Below are 15,582 nucleotides of genomic sequence, written 5' to 3'. Positions count from 1 at the left end.
CCATCAACGAACCGGCTTCTTCTCAGATTGGTCCTGACTTCCTGTCAATAGCGGAGCGTAGTTTACAAAAATGCAGATTTTACGGGAGGGGAAGTTTAAACTCATTGCAGGTCCAATTTCACAAAATCCCGGTATTTTCCCACCTGGATTGCAGGTAACATCCCTTGAAGGCCCTCCCCGGATTGTTATACTGGGAAATCCTCGTGCTTGAGCTGGTCTTCCGTCATCCGTACAGGTTGGCTGAGCTGACTCAAAGACAAGCCCAAGTGGCGGAATTGGCAGACGCGCTAGCTTGAGGGGCTAGTGGGGGCAACCCCGTGGAGGTTCGAGTCCTCTCTTGGGCACTTTGAAATCAAAGGACTTACGACTATTCGTCGTGAGTCCTTTTTTCGTTCCCCTCTTGACGAATCACAAAAACGGGACAGTGTTGGCACTATGTTGTGGACTTCCCTCAGAATAGTGGGCGCGGGGTAAAAGTTAGGTGGCCTGCTCATACTGCTTGGGGCTTTTATAGCCCAGGGCCGAATATTTTCGCTTACGATGATAAAACAGTTCGATGTAGTTACAGACTGCCTATAGAAGTTTTTCTAATTTCTTCAAAGCTTGCTTTGAAGCATTATGTCCCTGTTCAGCGGCTTTGCGATACCACTCCACTGCTTCAGTATAATCTTGTTTGACGCCCTCTCCCTCTGCATACATGAATCCTATATTGTATTGTGCAATGGCCAGGTTCTGCTTTGCAGCTTTGCGAAGCCACTTTGCCGCCTGAGCATGATCTTTCTGAACACCCTTTCCGTCACGATAGCTGATTCCCAAATTGTTTTGTGCTTCGGCAAATCCCTGTTCGGCTGCTTTGCGATACCACTGCACCGCCTCAGTCTCGTCTTGCTTGACACCGTTTCCGGTAGCGTACATGAATCCTAAATTGTGTTGTGCAATGGCCAGGTTCTGCCTTGCGGCTTTGCGAAGCCACACCGACGCCTGAGCATGGTCTTTCTGAATACCCTTTCCGTCACGGTAGCTGATTCCTAAACTGGTTTCTGCTTCGGCACATCCCTGTTTAGCGGCTTTGCGATACCACTGCACCGCCTCAGTATAATCCTGCCCGACACCGTTGCCTTTAGCATACATGAGTCCTAAATTGTATTGTGCAATGGCTAGGTTCTGACTTGCAGCTTTGCGAAGCCACTCCACCGCCTGAGCATGATCTTTCTGAATACCCTTTCCGTCACGGTAGCTGATTCCTAAATTGTTTTGTGCTTCGGCAAATCCCTGTTCAGCGGCTTTGCGAAACATTTGCACCGCCCGAGCAAGGTCTTGTTTGACGCCGTCTCCCGCTGTATACATGATTCCTAAATTGTTTTGTGCTTGGGCATCCCCCTGTTCAGCAGCTTTGCGTGGATCGGCTCTTTGAGCATCCTGACATCCGCTAAGCAAAATCAAACAAAAAACGACAAGCGAGAGTACCCCGACAGCGGTGCCAATCATTTCTTGCTGCTTAACTTGAGTCATGTTAATTGACAGAGCACAAGGACCATATTTCTTTTGTAGATCCTTGAAGTATTGCTCTCGTGCCATAACTTATTTCTCCCAGCCAAAAAGATTCGAAGACAAAACAATAGATTTCATCCTCCAGCCCCATAAAACAGCTGTCAATCAGATTAAAAAAAGAGGACAGAAATGTCCTGAAATGTCTATTAGAATTCGGCACATTAGCTGGAATCGAAATAATCCTCAAAAGTTTTTCTAAAGCGCTACGCTCACCTCAAATGGGACAGTATTGGCAACAAAAGAGCAACTTGACCACAACGCCCTTACAACATACTTCCCACAGATCCCTTTATCATCATCCAACTTACGACTATTCATCGTGAGTCCTTTTTCGTTGAGGGAATTAACGAACCATGAAAATGATACGGTGGTAACCGGAAGATTGTTTCCAGTGAGTTGCCAACAATCCTGCATCGCATGTTTCTCCAGCAAGATCCTAAGGAGCGGACCGCTGATATGCACCCTTGCTTACTGCCAACGATTGTTGAGGCGAACCTTGCCACGGCTCATTTTCCAGTGACTCGTGGAAGATCACACAATCGGGCAATGCGGCTTGAAGTCTGCTGATGGCATCAGCTGTCAGCTTTGTCCTGGTGAGATTGAGGATGCGCAGATTCTTCATTTTCTGTAAATGAGGAATCGCGTCATTAGTGAGAGGTGTCTCGACGAGAGATAATATATGAAGATTCGGAAGTGCTTTGAGATGCGCAAGTCCGCCGCCTGTGAGGTTCGGACAAGAATCGAGATATAAGTCCCGTAAACCCTGAAGCACGCCAAGATGTAGCAACGCCTCGTCCGTGATAGACGTTCCAGATAATTTGAGAAACAAGAGATGCTTGAGCGAGGCAAGGTGCAGGATGGCCTCATCGGACAGATTCTTGCCATCATTCAGATAAAGCTCTTCTGCCAGTTCCAGGTTTATCAGATTTTTGACTCCTGATGCAGACGCATCTGAGTGACCAATATTGATTGTCCGCAATGACCTGAACTTTCCAAGGAAAGAAAACTGTGAATCAGCGTTGCTGATTTCAGGCCAGTTAAGATATTTAAGACCACGAAGTCCTGCCAGATTTTCCAGCCCTGTTGTCAGACTGGGATCCATGTTCAAATCAACTGACTGGACCATAAACGGCGCGTCAGGGACTACCTTATCGGTTAGTCTTTCCAACTCTGTTCCATTCGCTCTTCTAATGCGAACTGCTCCGCCGTGATCAATGACCCATTGGGCTACACGGCGATCTGCTTCACTGGTGTGAATGGCTGGATGAATGACCGCGCAATTCGGAAGCAAGTTCTGCAAACGAATCGCAGCCTCATTGCTCACCTTAGTTCCTGAAAGATCCAACATGTTTAATGACGATAGTTTGGCAAGTTGCAAAACAGTGGTGTCATCAACATCCGTTTTCCGAAGATCAAGCGCCTGAAGTGACCGAAGACTGGAGAGTTCCGATCCCTGTAATCCCGTGGAAAAACCGAGCCAAAGCGTGCGCAAATACGGCAACTGTGATAGCTGTTTTAAGCCGGCCGCATTGGCTGGGTTCACCGCGCTCTTTCACAAGCGATGAAAGATCAATACCTTGAATATGCTCCATCACAAAGTAATGAATGCCTTTGGATTCCCCGGCATCATGCGCCGTCACAATATTGGGGTGAGATAGCTTCGCAGCCGCTTGAACTTCACGATGAAACCGTTGAATCGCCTGTGCGTATTTGGTCATCTGATCGGGCAGCGTTTTGAGGGCAACCTGCCTTTCCATGCGGCGGTGTTCAGCCAGATAGACCTGCCCCATTCCGCCAGCCCCGATCTTGTCCAGAATGCGATATTCGCCCAGCAGCAGTCGTTCTCCACGCCCCTGAAAAATCATCTGCGATTGAAATTCAGTGATCTTTTTGTTTTGAATAAGGCGTTTGGCGTATTCTTCCGCCGTTTCAGTAGCTGAAGTCTGTGTCTCTTGAGATAGCGTGAGATCATCTTGAGTTACAATGCCGGTTTACTGAGATCTGATTCGACGGTACCCCGATTTCCATAAACATTCGCTCCTACTTCACACTTGCCTTTGTGGGAGGTAATTCACTGCTATTAAAGCGATGTGCGTCTTTACACAGACTGAAAATGCGACCCAAGTGTTCATGGGAAGACCTCCAATTATTCGTTCACCTTTGTCGATTGTAAAGCCTCTTCGTGCTTTCTCCCGATTCCCCCCAAATCCGGTTCATTTTAAAATCAATTTCCCACCGCGATGTAAAAACACAATTTATGCTTTCATGAATCACAAATTTGGAAATCGATTAACATAGGTGATTGTTACCCTCACATTTTCAAGAGATATGACACCTTTGTCTCCCCCTCAGGTGTCCCTCGTCAGACTTGGATGACGAAACAGGCAGTCTGGATTACACACAGACTGTTTACGGTAAATACTATGAACTCACAACAGATAGCAGGATCGGACGAAGCACTTCAAGTCCCGCTGCAACAGCATAAACACACAAAACGATGGCTCGGATTAACAATTCTAACTGTGATCTGGATTTGCTTAGTGGGAATCGGCATGTCATCCCTCTGGAAATATCAGACGACTCCCGGAGAGACGACGGAGACTCCGAAAACCTGGCCAGCTGACAGCATGGTACAACAGAATCCAAACCGCCCCACCCTCATGATGTTTGCTCACCCTCATTGCCCCTGTACTCAGGCAAGCATCAGTGAACTGGCTTTATTAATGGAACATTGCTCTGGTCAAGTGGACGCGCGAGTCCTGTTCTTGAAATCATCCAAGTTCTCAACGGAATGGGAGAGAACTGATCTCTGGTCTTCCGCCACAGCGATTCCTGGTGTTACGGTCATCGGTGATCAGGATGGTTCTGAAGCAGTCCGATTTCGGGCGACCACTTCGGGTGATGTATTGCTGTTCGATTCAAACGGCCAATTGCTGTTTCATGGTGGTATCACAGGATCGCGAGGTCATACAGGAGAGAATGCTGGGAGATCTGCCATTGAATCAATCCTGATAAGTGGTAAAGCAGAAACAAAACAGACTTTTGTCTTCGGCTGCCCATTACTGGGACAAAACGACGCTTGCAGTAAGGAGAATCAAGAATGTCGTCAACAATAGAATCAGCGTCAAAAAATCAAGTTGTTTCCCAAAGAGCAAAAGAACTGTTCCACGAGAATCGTACGGACCTCTTTAAGAGAACCGACCGGCTGTTTGCCTGCTTAATGGTCATTCAATGGCTGGCCTGTATCTTCACAGCCATCTGGTTCTCTCCGCGCACCTGGATCGGAACATACAGTGAGACACACCTGCATATCTGGGCGGCTGTTCTGCTGGGTGGCCTGATCACTTTATTTCCAGTTTGCCTGGCCTGGCTTCGTCCCGGATCGGTTTTAACTCGACAGGTGATCGCTGTCAGTCAAATGTTGATGTCTTCGTTATTGATTCATCTGAGTGGTGGCCGGATTGAAACTCACTTTCATATCTTCGGCTCCCTGGCATTTCTTGCCTTTTATCGGGATTGGCGCGTACTTGCTTCTGCCACGAGTGTCGTGGTAATGGATCACGTCGTATTTGGACTCACTGACCCACAAGCGATCTTTGGAACTCTCACAGCAAGTCCCTGGCGTGTGCTTGAGCATAGCGCCTGGGTTGTATTCGAAGATCTCTTTTTGATCATTGCCATTCATCAGAGTTTACGAGAAATGAAAGCGGTGGCACAACAACAGGCCGCGCTTGAAGCAACGAACGAAACGGTAGAATCGCAAGTCAAAAGCCGCACTCGTGATTTGCAACTCGCTAACGAGATGATTGCTGAAAAAAATCGTTTGTTGCAAAAGCAGGCTGAAGTATTGAAAAAGCAGGCCAACGAATTTGCCGAGATGAATCACAAAGCCGAACAATTAAGTGCATTCGGTAAAATCCTAGACCGGTCTCATAACGAAATCTATATTTTTGACCTTGAGACTCTTAAGTTCGTGCATGCCAATCGAGGCGCCCGCTCCAATATTGGCTACAGCATGGAAGAATTGCAGGAGCTAACACCGGTCGATATCAAACCCGGCCAAACACAAAAATCCTTTGAGGAATTGATTGCACCACTGCTCGAGAAAACCCATGAAAGTCTCGAGTTTAAAACAGTCCATCGCCGAAAAGATGGTACAGACTATCCTGTGCAAGTCCATCTTGAAACATCTGTGTTAGGCGACAAACCTGTGTTCGTCGCCATCATACTTGATATCACAGAACAACAGCGTTCCTCTAAGGAAATCGAGCGGTTATCGCGTTTCCCCGATGAGGACAATAACCCCGTGATGCGTGCCTCGGCAGAAGGAACGCTGCTGTATGCCAATTCTTCAAGCAACCGTTTACTCAGCTACTGGGGAATTCAAGTTGGCAAAGCGTTACCCGAGGAAATTTACGCTACCTGTCAGGAAGCACTTAATTCTGAAGAGTCTGTTGCAATCGAACTGGATACTGAGGAACAATGTTACTCATTGATCACGACGCCCATCGTCAAAGAAAACTACGTCAACCTCTATGGTACGGATATCACATCGCGGAAGCAGGCAGAACGCGATTTGCTGCAAGCGAAAGAAGCAGCAGAAGGGGCAAACCGGGCGAAAAGTGAATTCCTCGCCAACATGAGCCATGAAATTCGAACTCCGATGACCGCAATCCTCGGCTTCAATGATATCATTCTGGATAATGCCACCCATCCAGGAGACGTGGATGCGGCACTCACGATCAAAGAGAATGGCGAATATCTGATCAAGCTCATCAACAACATTCTGGACTTGTCCAAAATCGAGGCAGAGAAACTCGTTGTGGAACAGGTGAATTGTTCGCCTCACGCACTGATTGACAATGTCTATTCATTAATGAAGGTACGGGCTGCCGCGAAAGGCTTACCATTTGAAGTGCACTTTGATGGTCCGATCCCTGAGACGATTTGCTCTGACCCGACTCGACTGCGTCAAATCTTGATCAATGTCGTCGGGAATGCCATCAAATTTACGGAAACCGGTTCGGTCCAGATTGTCACCCGTCTGCTAAACGCCGAGGATCAACATCCCAAACTGCAGTTGGACGTGATCGACACCGCTATGGGGATTTCGGAGGACAAAATCGAAAGCCTCTTCTTGCCCTTTATGCAAGACGATAATTCTGTGACACGAAAGTTTGGTGGAACCGGTCTGGGTCTGACGATCTCCAAACGTTTGGCTGAACTCCTTGGCGGTGAAATTTCGGTTAAGAGCACGGTTGGAAAAGGAAGTACATTCTCTATCACGATCGGTACAGGCCCAATACACAACATTCGACTCCTGGAAAAAAATACGACACACGAACTCGAAACGGTGTCCGAAGTGATGGAAAATAACCAAGCAGAGTTTCCACTCCAGAATCAACACATATTGTTAACAGAAGATGGCCCTGACAACCAACGGTTGATCAGTTTCCTGCTAAAGAAGGCAGGAGCCATAGTCACTGTTGCGGACAATGGACAGATTTCATTTGAGACCGCAACCGCCGCCATGAAAGAGGGCAGTCCCTTCGACGCGATTTTGATGGATATGCAAATGCCCGTTTTGGACGGTTATGGTGCCACACAATTATTGAGAGACGCCGATTATCAGGGACCAATCATTGCATTGACGGCACACGCCATGAGTGGCGATCGTCAAAAGTGTCTCGATGCTGGCTGTGATGACTACCTGACCAAACCGGTTGATCGCAGAAAACTGGTCGAAGTTGTGGCCAGTTATTTGAAAGTTTCAAACCGCGTGAAGCCGCCGAAAATCTCAAAGCAGGTCAAGGACGATTCAAAGCAGTCATAAAAGATGCTCTCTCCAAAGTCGAAATAGCGCTATCACTCATATATCACCATTTGACTATTCTATTTTTAAAAATAAATAGAAATTTGCCGTGATCATTTCCCGCAGATCCCGCCTTGATGATTGTTGGATCTTTTTTAGGGGGATTTCATGATGCGACGATCATTCTTTCCATTACGACTCTGCAAACTGAGCAAAAAAGGACGCCGTTGTGCCATCGTAAGTATGGTCATTTTCTTACTAACGGCAGCGTTTACCGGGCGACCATTACTACACTTAGCTCAAACGGCCTGGCTGGATTCCGAAGCGCGCGAACCACCGCCGGAAGGTTTTGTGGACGATGCCAGCCGGATGAATTTAACCGAAATTCACAAGATCTGGACGGTTCCCCTTGATACTCAAGAGGCTGAAACGCAACTCGCACAACTGTTTTCACACGCGCATCATCACCGATTACGCATCTCGATAGCCGGTTCGCGCCACAGCATGGGCGGCCATACCCTGACTCCCGGCGGGATCATAATTGATATGACGCCTTTCAAAAAAATGGAACTGGATGCAGCACAGAATTTATTGCACGTTCAGGCGGGGGCAAAATGGAGTGAGATCATTCCCTGGCTTGACCAGCGGGGAAAGTCTGTCGCGATTATGCAGTCGAACAATTCCTTCACCGTTGGCGGGTCCGTCAGCGTGAACTGTCATGGCTGGCAGTATGGGCACCCTCCGATCGCCTCGTCAGTGGAATCATTTCGACTGATGCTGGCCGACGGTCATATTGTCAATTGCAGCCGAACCAGGAACAAAGAACTGTTCTCACTGGCGCTCGGTGGCTACGGTTTGTTTGGAGTAATCCTGGACGTTGATTTGCGAGTGGTGCCGAATGAGAGATATCGGTTAGAGCAGTCAATCGTCCCTGTCACACAGGCACTCAGTACATTCGACACAATGATTGATGATCCCAACGTCGCGATGACATTCGCACGGATGAATATCACCCCTGATCATTTTCTGCAGGACGTCATCATCAATGTATTTTTCCGAGATCCGACGCCCTCCGGATCCTTACCTGATCTGGCAGAACCGGGGATGGCGGCGATACGACGTCATATATTCCGAGGGTCCAGCAACAACGATTACGGAAAAAAGCTGCGCTGGAATGCAGAGACAAAACTGCATCCACACTTGCAACAGAGTTACTATTCTCGAAATCAATTACTAAATGAAGGCGTGGAAGTTTTCGAGAACCGCTCCGCAGCCTATACCGACATTCTTCATGAATATTTTATACCGAGAGTAGGTCTCCTGGAATTCACAGAAGCCCTGCGCGAAATCATCCCGCGTCACAATCAGGACCTGTTGAATGTGACTGTGCGTCAAGTCAATGTGGATGACGATACCTTTCTCCGCTATGCAAATCAGTCACTGTTTGCGTTTGTCATGTTGTTTAATCAACCGCGAACGGAGGAGGGGGACAGACAAATGGAGGCGATGTCTGTCGAACTGATTGAAGCAGCACTGCAAGCAGGCGGCCGGTACTACCTGCCCTATCGGCTGCACGCGACACCACAACAGTTTCATAGAGCCTACCCGCAGGCAAAACAGTTTTTTAGATTAAAGAAGGGCTATGACCCTCAGGAATTGTTCCAGAATCAATTCTATCAAAAATATGCTTACTCTGCAGAAGATGTAGAGTAGAATGAAAAATGTGATTAGAAACCTGGTTTTCGAGGTCACGATAATGAGAGCAAATCGATGTGGATCCGCTTAAGTCTGGATATCGGCTGGCGCGACTTATGTTTTGGTTTCTGCAGTGCACTACTGCCGGGAAATAAGCGAGTCGCACAGGCAAAGCTGGAAGACTTCTGGTCGGGAGGGGACAATGATGCGCTGGTGTGTCTCTCCGTCCGCAGTGGATTCGATCTGCTGCTGCAGGCCCTTAACCTGCCGCCAGGATCAGAAATCCTGTTCTCTGCTGTCACGATTCAAGACATGCCTCTGATTGCCGAAGCTCATCATCTCATTCCAGTACCCGTTGATCTGAATAGCAGCGATTTTCAGCTTGATCTGACTGCCTTACGAACAGCAGTGACACCAAAATCGAAAGTGCTTGTCGTATCACACCTCTTCGGCGCCCGACCTGAAATGCAAGAAATACTCGAACTGGCCCACGAACACAGTCTGTACGTAATAGAAGACTGCGCTCAGGCATGGTGTGAATTTAACTGGCGCGGAAGCGAACAAGCAGACGCCAGCCTGTTCAGTTTTGGTCCCATTAAAACGGCAACAGCGCTGGGGGGGGCACTCTGCCGCTTAAGAAATCCTGACATTCTTACCGGTATGCGAAACATTCAGATGCAGGAAACCGTTCAAGTCAGCAGAAAACTCACTTTCAATATCTGCAAATTCTCTTGCCTCAAAGCGATCTCGACAAAGCCCCTCTTCGGAATCATTATCGCGATCGCCAGACAACGGGGGAAAAGCGTAAACGAAGTCCTCGGCGGTTTGACACGTGGCTTCTCTGTTAACAATTTCCTTGCCCAGTTACGCCAACAGCCAAATACAGGCACATTACGGCTACTGAAACATCGTCTGCAAACCTTCGATACACGCCGAATCCATCGACGTATCAAACACGCACAACGTATTATCGCCCGGCTAGGTCTGGCACAATCACAGCCGGAACTACTCGATTCCCGGCACTCCTTTTGGCTGTTCCCATTATTGTCCGATCAACCTGAAACACTGATCGAGTACTTACAACAACAGGGCTTCGACAGCACTCAACGGGGACGCCTGATGGTTGTTCATCCACCCACTAATCGACCTGAACTCAACTGTCCCAATGCAACGCATCTGTTAAACCGGACGGTATTTCTACCCTGCTACCCGGAACTATCAGAGGCAGCCATTGATGAGATGTGTGACTTGATCCTCAGTCTGGAACACGAAGAATCTGTCTATAACTGATAGATTTCATAGGGTGAATCGCAAGGAGTTCCCCGAGAGACGTGCATTCGCTGCTCTCCTGGCTCGATGATCACAGAAAAGACAGTCTGCCAGAAACCGTGATCTGGATCATCGTTGGCATGCCGACAGATTGACCGGGGGTGCCCCTGGTGATCACTGAGCGCCGCCTTGATTTCTTCAAGTCCGATCTCAGCGGCGTTCGCGTTCAGCAGTTCGTCGATGCGGGCCTTGCGGGGATGGGAGCCAATCAACTCCGGGAACTGCTCGTTATAGCCACAGAGATCCGGATGCTGACAGTGATTCGTATGCGTAATCCAACTTGTTTCTTCCGGTCGTAGAACCTGCACATCATCGATCGTGACTTCGAGATCGGCGGGCCCCTCGGGAGTAGTCAGCATGATATTCGCTGGAATCGCACGCTGTGCCCGCCGGATCGCATGGACGGCGGCATCAAGGTTGGTCGTTTCATACAGTTCACGGAGCGTGAAATAGTGAGGCACTCCCAGAGAGCGACTCGGCGCTGGCAGCGAATTCAGACAGGCCCCGATTCCCGCTTCGTTAAAGCCGATATAGGAGATCAATCCTGCCTGAGTCAGCGTTATCAATGCCGGTTTTCCAACCGGGCGGCGTGTCAGTATAAAAGTGAAAGGATCCAAATCCGGGTCATTGTCCCAGTTCTGTGCCACGATCGCGGAGCGTTGTGATGTCGCCGGCAGACTGATTGAGGTGCAGCCGGAATCGGGGGCAGCGGTGAACTGGTTACGAATCTGCAGCAGCATAATTTTCCAGAACGGCAAGTTCGCGGCTTCAGCGACGCCCTGCAATTCCTCGACTGAATCCAGGCTATATTCTTTCGCAAAAGGCAGACACTGTTCCGCCAGCGATTTCGCCTGATCGCTATTGACCTGCATCGTTTGCTGCAGTCGCTCGAGCGCCACTTCACAAAACGCCTGTACGTCTTCGCAGGCCGCCTCGCCCAGCTGATGGCCCATTACACGAGGCGTACCAACTACTTCAATTTCACGGTAACGGGTGGTTTCAGGCATGAAAGCTTCTCACTGCTGACTGAGGAAATCGGTTATCATTCTCACCGGCATCATAGTGATTCCTCTCAGAGTTGTTGAGCGTCCGTCGAAGAAATGAATGTGTCCTGAATTTCTTTTTTTATGAATGCCTTCTCAGCGGAAGCAGTAGTACGAAATTTTTCACGGAGAAAGGACTTCACAATGTTACTCCTCGAAAAATCGGAACCAGTAATCAGGGAGAGCCAGCCTTCGCCAAAGGAAAGAAAATGGACCAGACTACGACGATCGAACACTTTTCGAGTCAACTCTTCAATTGTCTGTTCGTGTATCGCAAACTGATGCACGCGACTACGAATCGTCATCAAAAAGTCGAGTTTTCGCTGCAGTTGTTGCTCTACCGCCTCAGCGCCTTCAAAAACAGTGCCATGGGCATCAAACACCCATTCGGGCCTTAACTTCATGACCTTTTCCAGGCTGGCAATCCATTGAGGGCCGTCCGCATCACCCAGTTGACTGTCCAGGTCGGCGGCGATGTAGAGATCTCCGCTGAATAATATTTTTTGTCCGGCTCGAACAGACAGATGTGCCCCGGACAGTGACCGGGCGTTTCGATCACATCAAAATGTGCATGCTCTGTCTTGATTGACGCCCCGATCGGACTCGCATCTGTAATCTGAGTGGGGCCAAACAAAAAACTACGATACCAGCGCAATTCAACGGGAAAACGGATTTCCGGAATCGCATCCGGGTGAACCAGCACCTGTGCCTTACACAGTTCGACCAGCAGATCATTATTGCCGGTATGATCTTCATGATAATGCGTGTTGACGACCGTGGTGATGGTCTCCACAGCCCCCAGTTCGATGAGTGCCTGTTTCAAACTGCGACGTGCCCAGGGGAACCCCGTGTCAATGAGCAGTGATCCATCCACCAGATAACAGACAGCGTAATCGTATCCCCCGCTAAACCGGCTTAAGAGTCGTGTTAGTAAATTATCAATCTGGATACAGGTGACATATTCCACGGGTTGCGTCACAGTCACACGGAACGGCCATAGGGGAAAGCGCCGGCAGAATAGTGCATAGGGCTGCCAAATTAGAAACCGCAGCCATTTCCCGATCATTGTATTCTCCTCGACAAGAATTATGTTTGCGCATCAGAACCAAAAACGAATTGACTGGAGACCAATTTTCTCAAACCAGGGGTCCAGACGCTGTGCCAGTCTATGCCAGTTCTGATGTGGGACGTTCGGATAGAGATGGTGCTCCAGATGGTAAAGATGATCAAAGGCAATCAATCGAAATAGTATTCCTCGGAATAATCGTGTCTGATGCGCGGTATCTGTTTCCTGAGGAACATGGGGAATATAAGCAGTGATCAGTGGAATAATCCAGCTCCCGGCTATCATCAGACCAACATAGATGATGGGGATGATTGTATATAAACTCGCAATCATAGCTCCCAAGATCAGGGAAAACACAATCACCCCCTCTGCAATAATCCAGTTTAATCGACCTCGAGGATTTCGCAGAGCCCAAATATAAATTCGAAACTGAAACACAAAACCCTCCAGAATTGCCCGCAGGAAAGACATGCGGGACGCATCGGCTTCGATATCATCTTCGTGAGGGAATCGTGCATGATGGTTCAAGTGAACCACCTGGTAGGCATGCCCACTACGAAGCGAGATCGCTTCGATCAGTAATAAGAAAAACTCATTGGTGCTTCGCTTTAATCCCAGATTGTGATGAACCAGATCGTGTGAAGTAGACCCATAGGTCACAAAGCTCATCACAACCAATGACAGGACTGCAAATACCCAGTATCCATAGCAGGCAAACAGCCAATACGCGAGACAGGCAATGACGGGAATTGAAAGAGTCCGAACCCGCTGACACGTTGTGATCTGAAGCAAATCAGTACCAATGTCTGAAAGTCGGGGAAGATCTGTGGCAGCAATGTTCTTTTTCATGTCGAAAGCCCATAGGACAGAATGAAACGCTCACAGTGGTTATGTTAACACAGGTGATTTGAAAATAAATCTGTTAGCAGAAAAATAAACCGGCAATATACTTTCCTTTGAATTGTTTTCCCACAGATAACTAGCCGGTCACAGATCGTCCCGATCTGCGTGCCCTTCCCTATGGTTGACTGATGGTAATTCGCGAACGGCTCGAAAACCCATGCTGGGAGACCCGATGGCTTTGGGCTTCGCATAGACGCCGCCGTGATACACCACAATCCACGTGCGTTTCGCATCCGCTTCTTCCGCCGTCCAAAGGTAAATCAGTGATGCATAGGGATCCCATAACGGCGATTCTTTATCGGGTTTGCGCTCGTAGTGAGGCTGTTCGTGGGCAGAGTCCCATGTTCCGCCTGCGTTTTTATTGCCGCGCGTCAACGAACAAACCACTTCCTCACGCGTCGGAAGCCGCCAGAGATTCTGCGGTTCTTGAGCCAGCGACATACCGTCTTCGGTTAAATAGCGAACGCGCTCCTTTGCGTCGTTCCAACTCACACGTCCATCTCGACTCCAACCAGGACCGGCAGGCGCCCACAAGAGTGTAACACCATTCCCCTCTATTAGACGTTTGCTCCGATCACCATCGTCGAAGCGTGTGCTCACCCGATAAACAGGCTCTGCTCCAAACCCAACACATAGCAGCAAGGGAGCACCCAGTGCAACTATGTAGGCAGCTAATTTTGGCTCCGGTTTCCCAAATAGAAACATGAGCCCCAACAGAATTGGCAGTACTGTTAAGCACATTACAATTTCGAATGAAATATTCGATTGATCAATGATGATCAGAGCTGCGATGACAGCTCCTAGCAGAATAAACAGCACAGCGCCCACTCGAGGCCAGCGAATTCCTAACACAGCAAAACTACAGAAGACGGATGCCGGACTGAGATAAGCGGCCGTCTGCAGCAGCCGCATCCCCAGGTGAGGATTCCACCAGCCTTCGTGAAAGGCTTCAATGATCCCCCAGAACGCCCAGAAACTAGCGGCAATCGTGACTAGCACCACACCGATCCAGCCAATGATATTCGTGGTGCGCAACCGGTCATCCTTCTTGAATCGGAGTGAAGCCAAGATTAATCTTTTTCGCTTTTGCGAATGTTTTGTGTGACTAAGGTACTTCCCAAAGACGCGCTGTGTAATCCGAGCCTCCAGTCACTGCCTGTTTTCCATTGGGGTTAAAAGCCACGGATGTCACGCTATCTTCATGTTGAAGTGGCTCTCCCTTAGGAGCGCCAGTCGCTGCATCCCAGAATCGTGCCGTGTGGTCGTCACTACCGGTCAGAACTGTCTTCCCATCAGGGCTAAAAGCAACAGCATTGACTGTTCGGGCGATTCCATGTTCAAGAGGCTGACCTATGAGTTGATCTTTAAATATATCCCATAAGTATGCATTACCTCCCCTTGTGCCGACGATCAGATATCTTGCGTCAGGACTGATTGCCAGCGAACTGATCCTCTGAAGTTCTTTGTGCTTCCCAATTTGCCCTTTGAGTTCTCCACTGTCCACATCCCAAAACTCAATTCTATCACTACTAATAATGCAAATTGTTTTCCCATCTGGAGTGAATACAAATAACCTTACGCGCCCTTGATATTTGAGTTGCTCTGGGGCTTTTAAGCCCGTTTCTACATCCCAGAGAACAACCGTTCTGTCCCAGCTCCCTGTAATCAATCTTTTGCTGTCGGGACTGAAGGCCAATGCTTCAAGACGACCAAGGTTCTTGAGCGGTTTCGCTTTCAAGCGACCAGTAGATACATCCCATAAACTTAGGGTACCATATTCACCCGCAGTGATTGCTGTCCTGGAATCAGAGCTGAATGCCAATGCCCAGACATCCTCATCATGCCTCAACAGACCTCCCTTTGGGAATTGATCGGCAACGTTCCAGAATCGAGCTATTTCGCGATGATCAACAGTAAATAAAGTCTTACCATCAGGACTGAACGCGACCAGATTAACTGCCGCCTGGTGTCGAATTGTATTCTTACTGTCAACAGTACTTGCCATGAAAACCACTGCCGCACCAAAAACGAACAAACCAAACGGCGTTGCAATCCACCCCCATCTTTTCTTATACAAAGCGAGAATAAATTGACCAACAATGTTTGCGCTCAAGCGTGGTTTATTTCGAACCTCACCTTCTGCTTCAGATGACATATCTGACAGTTCTTCCATCAGCCTCTTC

13 protein-coding genes and 1 tRNA gene are annotated in these 15,582 nt (G+C 48.6%); 5 read left to right on the top strand and 9 right to left on the bottom strand.

Features of this window, described 5'->3' with window-relative positions; genetic code table 11:
- Positions 1 to 260 precede the first annotated feature (260 nt).
- Positions 261 to 344: transfer RNA gene (locus tag AAC022_RS05075), tRNA-Leu, on the top strand.
- Positions 345 to 573: 229 nt separating this feature from the next.
- On the opposite strand, the gene AAC022_RS05070 is transcribed toward AAC022_RS05075, so the two are convergent.
- The 3 genes from AAC022_RS05070 to AAC022_RS05060 all read right to left on the bottom strand — a co-directional run bounded on the left by AAC022_RS05070 (position 574) and on the right by AAC022_RS05060 (position 3,416).
- Positions 574 to 1,578 (bottom strand): tetratricopeptide repeat protein, encoded by a 1,005-nt coding sequence (locus AAC022_RS05070; RefSeq protein WP_339728608.1) that lies wholly within the window; start codon positions 1,576 to 1,578, stop codon positions 574 to 576.
- Positions 1,579 to 1,987: 409 nt separating this feature from the next.
- A complete protein-coding gene (locus AAC022_RS05065) occupies positions 1,988 to 2,929 on the bottom strand; it encodes a hypothetical protein (RefSeq protein ID WP_339728607.1) in 942 nt (313 codons plus the stop codon).
- Positions 2,930 to 2,963: 34 nt separating this feature from the next.
- Entirely contained in the window at positions 2,964 to 3,416 is a 453-nt protein-coding gene (locus AAC022_RS05060; protein ID WP_339728605.1) for a protein kinase, read from the bottom strand.
- A 558-nt stretch (positions 3,417 to 3,974) separates the two neighbouring features.
- Here AAC022_RS05060 and AAC022_RS05055 point away from each other — a divergent pair.
- From AAC022_RS05055 to AAC022_RS05040, 4 genes are all read left to right on the top strand, one after another.
- Positions 3,975 to 4,667, top strand: a complete 693-nt coding sequence (locus AAC022_RS05055; RefSeq protein ID WP_339728603.1) for a hypothetical protein — start codon at positions 3,975 to 3,977, stop codon at positions 4,665 to 4,667.
- Positions 4,652 to 7,384: an ATP-binding protein gene (locus AAC022_RS05050; protein ID WP_339728602.1), complete on the top strand. Its 2,733-nt coding sequence runs from the start codon at positions 4,652 to 4,654 to the stop codon at positions 7,382 to 7,384. Before AAC022_RS05055 ends, AAC022_RS05050 begins: the two co-directional genes overlap by 16 nt.
- 147 nt (positions 7,385 to 7,531) lie before the next feature.
- The gene (locus AAC022_RS05045) at positions 7,532 to 9,076 is read left to right on the top strand and encodes an FAD-binding oxidoreductase (RefSeq protein WP_339728601.1); all 1,545 of its coding nucleotides are present in this window, start codon (positions 7,532 to 7,534) and stop codon (positions 9,074 to 9,076) included.
- Between the two features lie 57 nt (positions 9,077 to 9,133).
- Positions 9,134 to 10,348 (top strand): aminotransferase class I/II-fold pyridoxal phosphate-dependent enzyme, encoded by a 1,215-nt coding sequence (locus AAC022_RS05040; protein WP_339728599.1) that lies wholly within the window; start codon positions 9,134 to 9,136, stop codon positions 10,346 to 10,348.
- Here AAC022_RS05040 and AAC022_RS05035 read toward each other — a convergent pair.
- The 6 genes from AAC022_RS05035 to AAC022_RS05010 form a co-directional block, all read right to left on the bottom strand.
- Positions 10,339 to 11,394 (bottom strand): C45 family peptidase, encoded by a 1,056-nt coding sequence (locus AAC022_RS05035; protein WP_339728597.1) that lies wholly within the window; start codon positions 11,392 to 11,394, stop codon positions 10,339 to 10,341. The two genes, AAC022_RS05040 and AAC022_RS05035, sit on opposite strands and share 10 nt — an antisense overlap.
- 65 nt (positions 11,395 to 11,459) lie before the next feature.
- Positions 11,460 to 11,834, bottom strand: coding sequence for a hypothetical protein (locus AAC022_RS05030; protein WP_339728595.1), 375 nt, complete (start codon positions 11,832 to 11,834; stop codon positions 11,460 to 11,462).
- Entirely contained in the window at positions 11,831 to 12,496 is a 666-nt protein-coding gene (locus AAC022_RS05025; protein WP_339728593.1) for an MBL fold metallo-hydrolase, read from the bottom strand. Before AAC022_RS05025 ends, AAC022_RS05030 begins: the two co-directional genes overlap by 4 nt.
- Before the next feature lie 33 nt (positions 12,497 to 12,529).
- Positions 12,530 to 13,345 carry a fatty acid desaturase gene (locus tag AAC022_RS05020; RefSeq protein ID WP_339728591.1) on the bottom strand — a complete coding sequence of 272 codons (816 nt, stop codon included), beginning with the start codon at positions 13,343 to 13,345 and terminating at the stop codon, positions 12,530 to 12,532.
- 138 nt (positions 13,346 to 13,483) lie between these two features.
- Positions 13,484 to 14,467 (bottom strand): hypothetical protein, encoded by a 984-nt coding sequence (locus AAC022_RS05015; RefSeq protein ID WP_339728589.1) that lies wholly within the window; start codon positions 14,465 to 14,467, stop codon positions 13,484 to 13,486.
- A 37-nt stretch (positions 14,468 to 14,504) separates the two neighbouring features.
- Positions 14,505 to 15,572 (bottom strand): WD40 repeat domain-containing protein, encoded by a 1,068-nt coding sequence (locus AAC022_RS05010; protein WP_339728587.1) that lies wholly within the window; start codon positions 15,570 to 15,572, stop codon positions 14,505 to 14,507.
- Positions 15,573 to 15,582 lie beyond the last annotated feature (10 nt).

The sequence above is a fragment of the uncultured Gimesia sp. genome, assembly GCF_963976445.1.
Taxonomy (GTDB): Bacteria; Planctomycetota; Planctomycetia; order Planctomycetales; family Planctomycetaceae; genus Gimesia.
This window is presented reverse-complemented; position numbering and strand designations above follow the sequence as displayed.

What these genes read in the sequence shown, in the direction of transcription:
- AAC022_RS05050 (WP_339728602.1), top strand. Translation starts at nt 4,652, where the DNA reads ATGTCGTCAACAATAGAATCAGCGTCAAAAAATCAAGTTGTTTCCCAA.
- AAC022_RS05030 (WP_339728595.1), bottom strand. Translation starts at nt 11,834, where the DNA reads ATGAAGTTAAGGCCCGAATGGGTGTTTGATGCCCATGGCACTGTTTTT.
- AAC022_RS05020 (WP_339728591.1), bottom strand. Translation starts at nt 13,345, where the DNA reads ATGAAAAAGAACATTGCTGCCACAGATCTTCCCCGACTTTCAGACATT.
- AAC022_RS05035 (WP_339728597.1), bottom strand. Translation starts at nt 11,394, where the DNA reads ATGCCTGAAACCACCCGTTACCGTGAAATTGAAGTAGTTGGTACGCCT.
- AAC022_RS05070 (WP_339728608.1), bottom strand. Translation starts at nt 1,578, where the DNA reads ATGGCACGAGAGCAATACTTCAAGGATCTACAAAAGAAATATGGTCCT.
- AAC022_RS05040 (WP_339728599.1), top strand. Translation starts at nt 9,134, where the DNA reads ATGTGGATCCGCTTAAGTCTGGATATCGGCTGGCGCGACTTATGTTTT.
- AAC022_RS05025 (WP_339728593.1), bottom strand. Translation starts at nt 12,496, where the DNA reads ATGATCGGGAAATGGCTGCGGTTTCTAATTTGGCAGCCCTATGCACTA.
- AAC022_RS05055 (WP_339728603.1), top strand. Translation starts at nt 3,975, where the DNA reads ATGAACTCACAACAGATAGCAGGATCGGACGAAGCACTTCAAGTCCCG.
- AAC022_RS05045 (WP_339728601.1), top strand. Translation starts at nt 7,532, where the DNA reads ATGATGCGACGATCATTCTTTCCATTACGACTCTGCAAACTGAGCAAA.
- AAC022_RS05060 (WP_339728605.1), bottom strand. Translation starts at nt 3,416, where the DNA reads ATGATTTTTCAGGGGCGTGGAGAACGACTGCTGCTGGGCGAATATCGC.
- AAC022_RS05010 (WP_339728587.1), bottom strand. Translation starts at nt 15,572, where the DNA reads ATGGAAGAACTGTCAGATATGTCATCTGAAGCAGAAGGTGAGGTTCGA.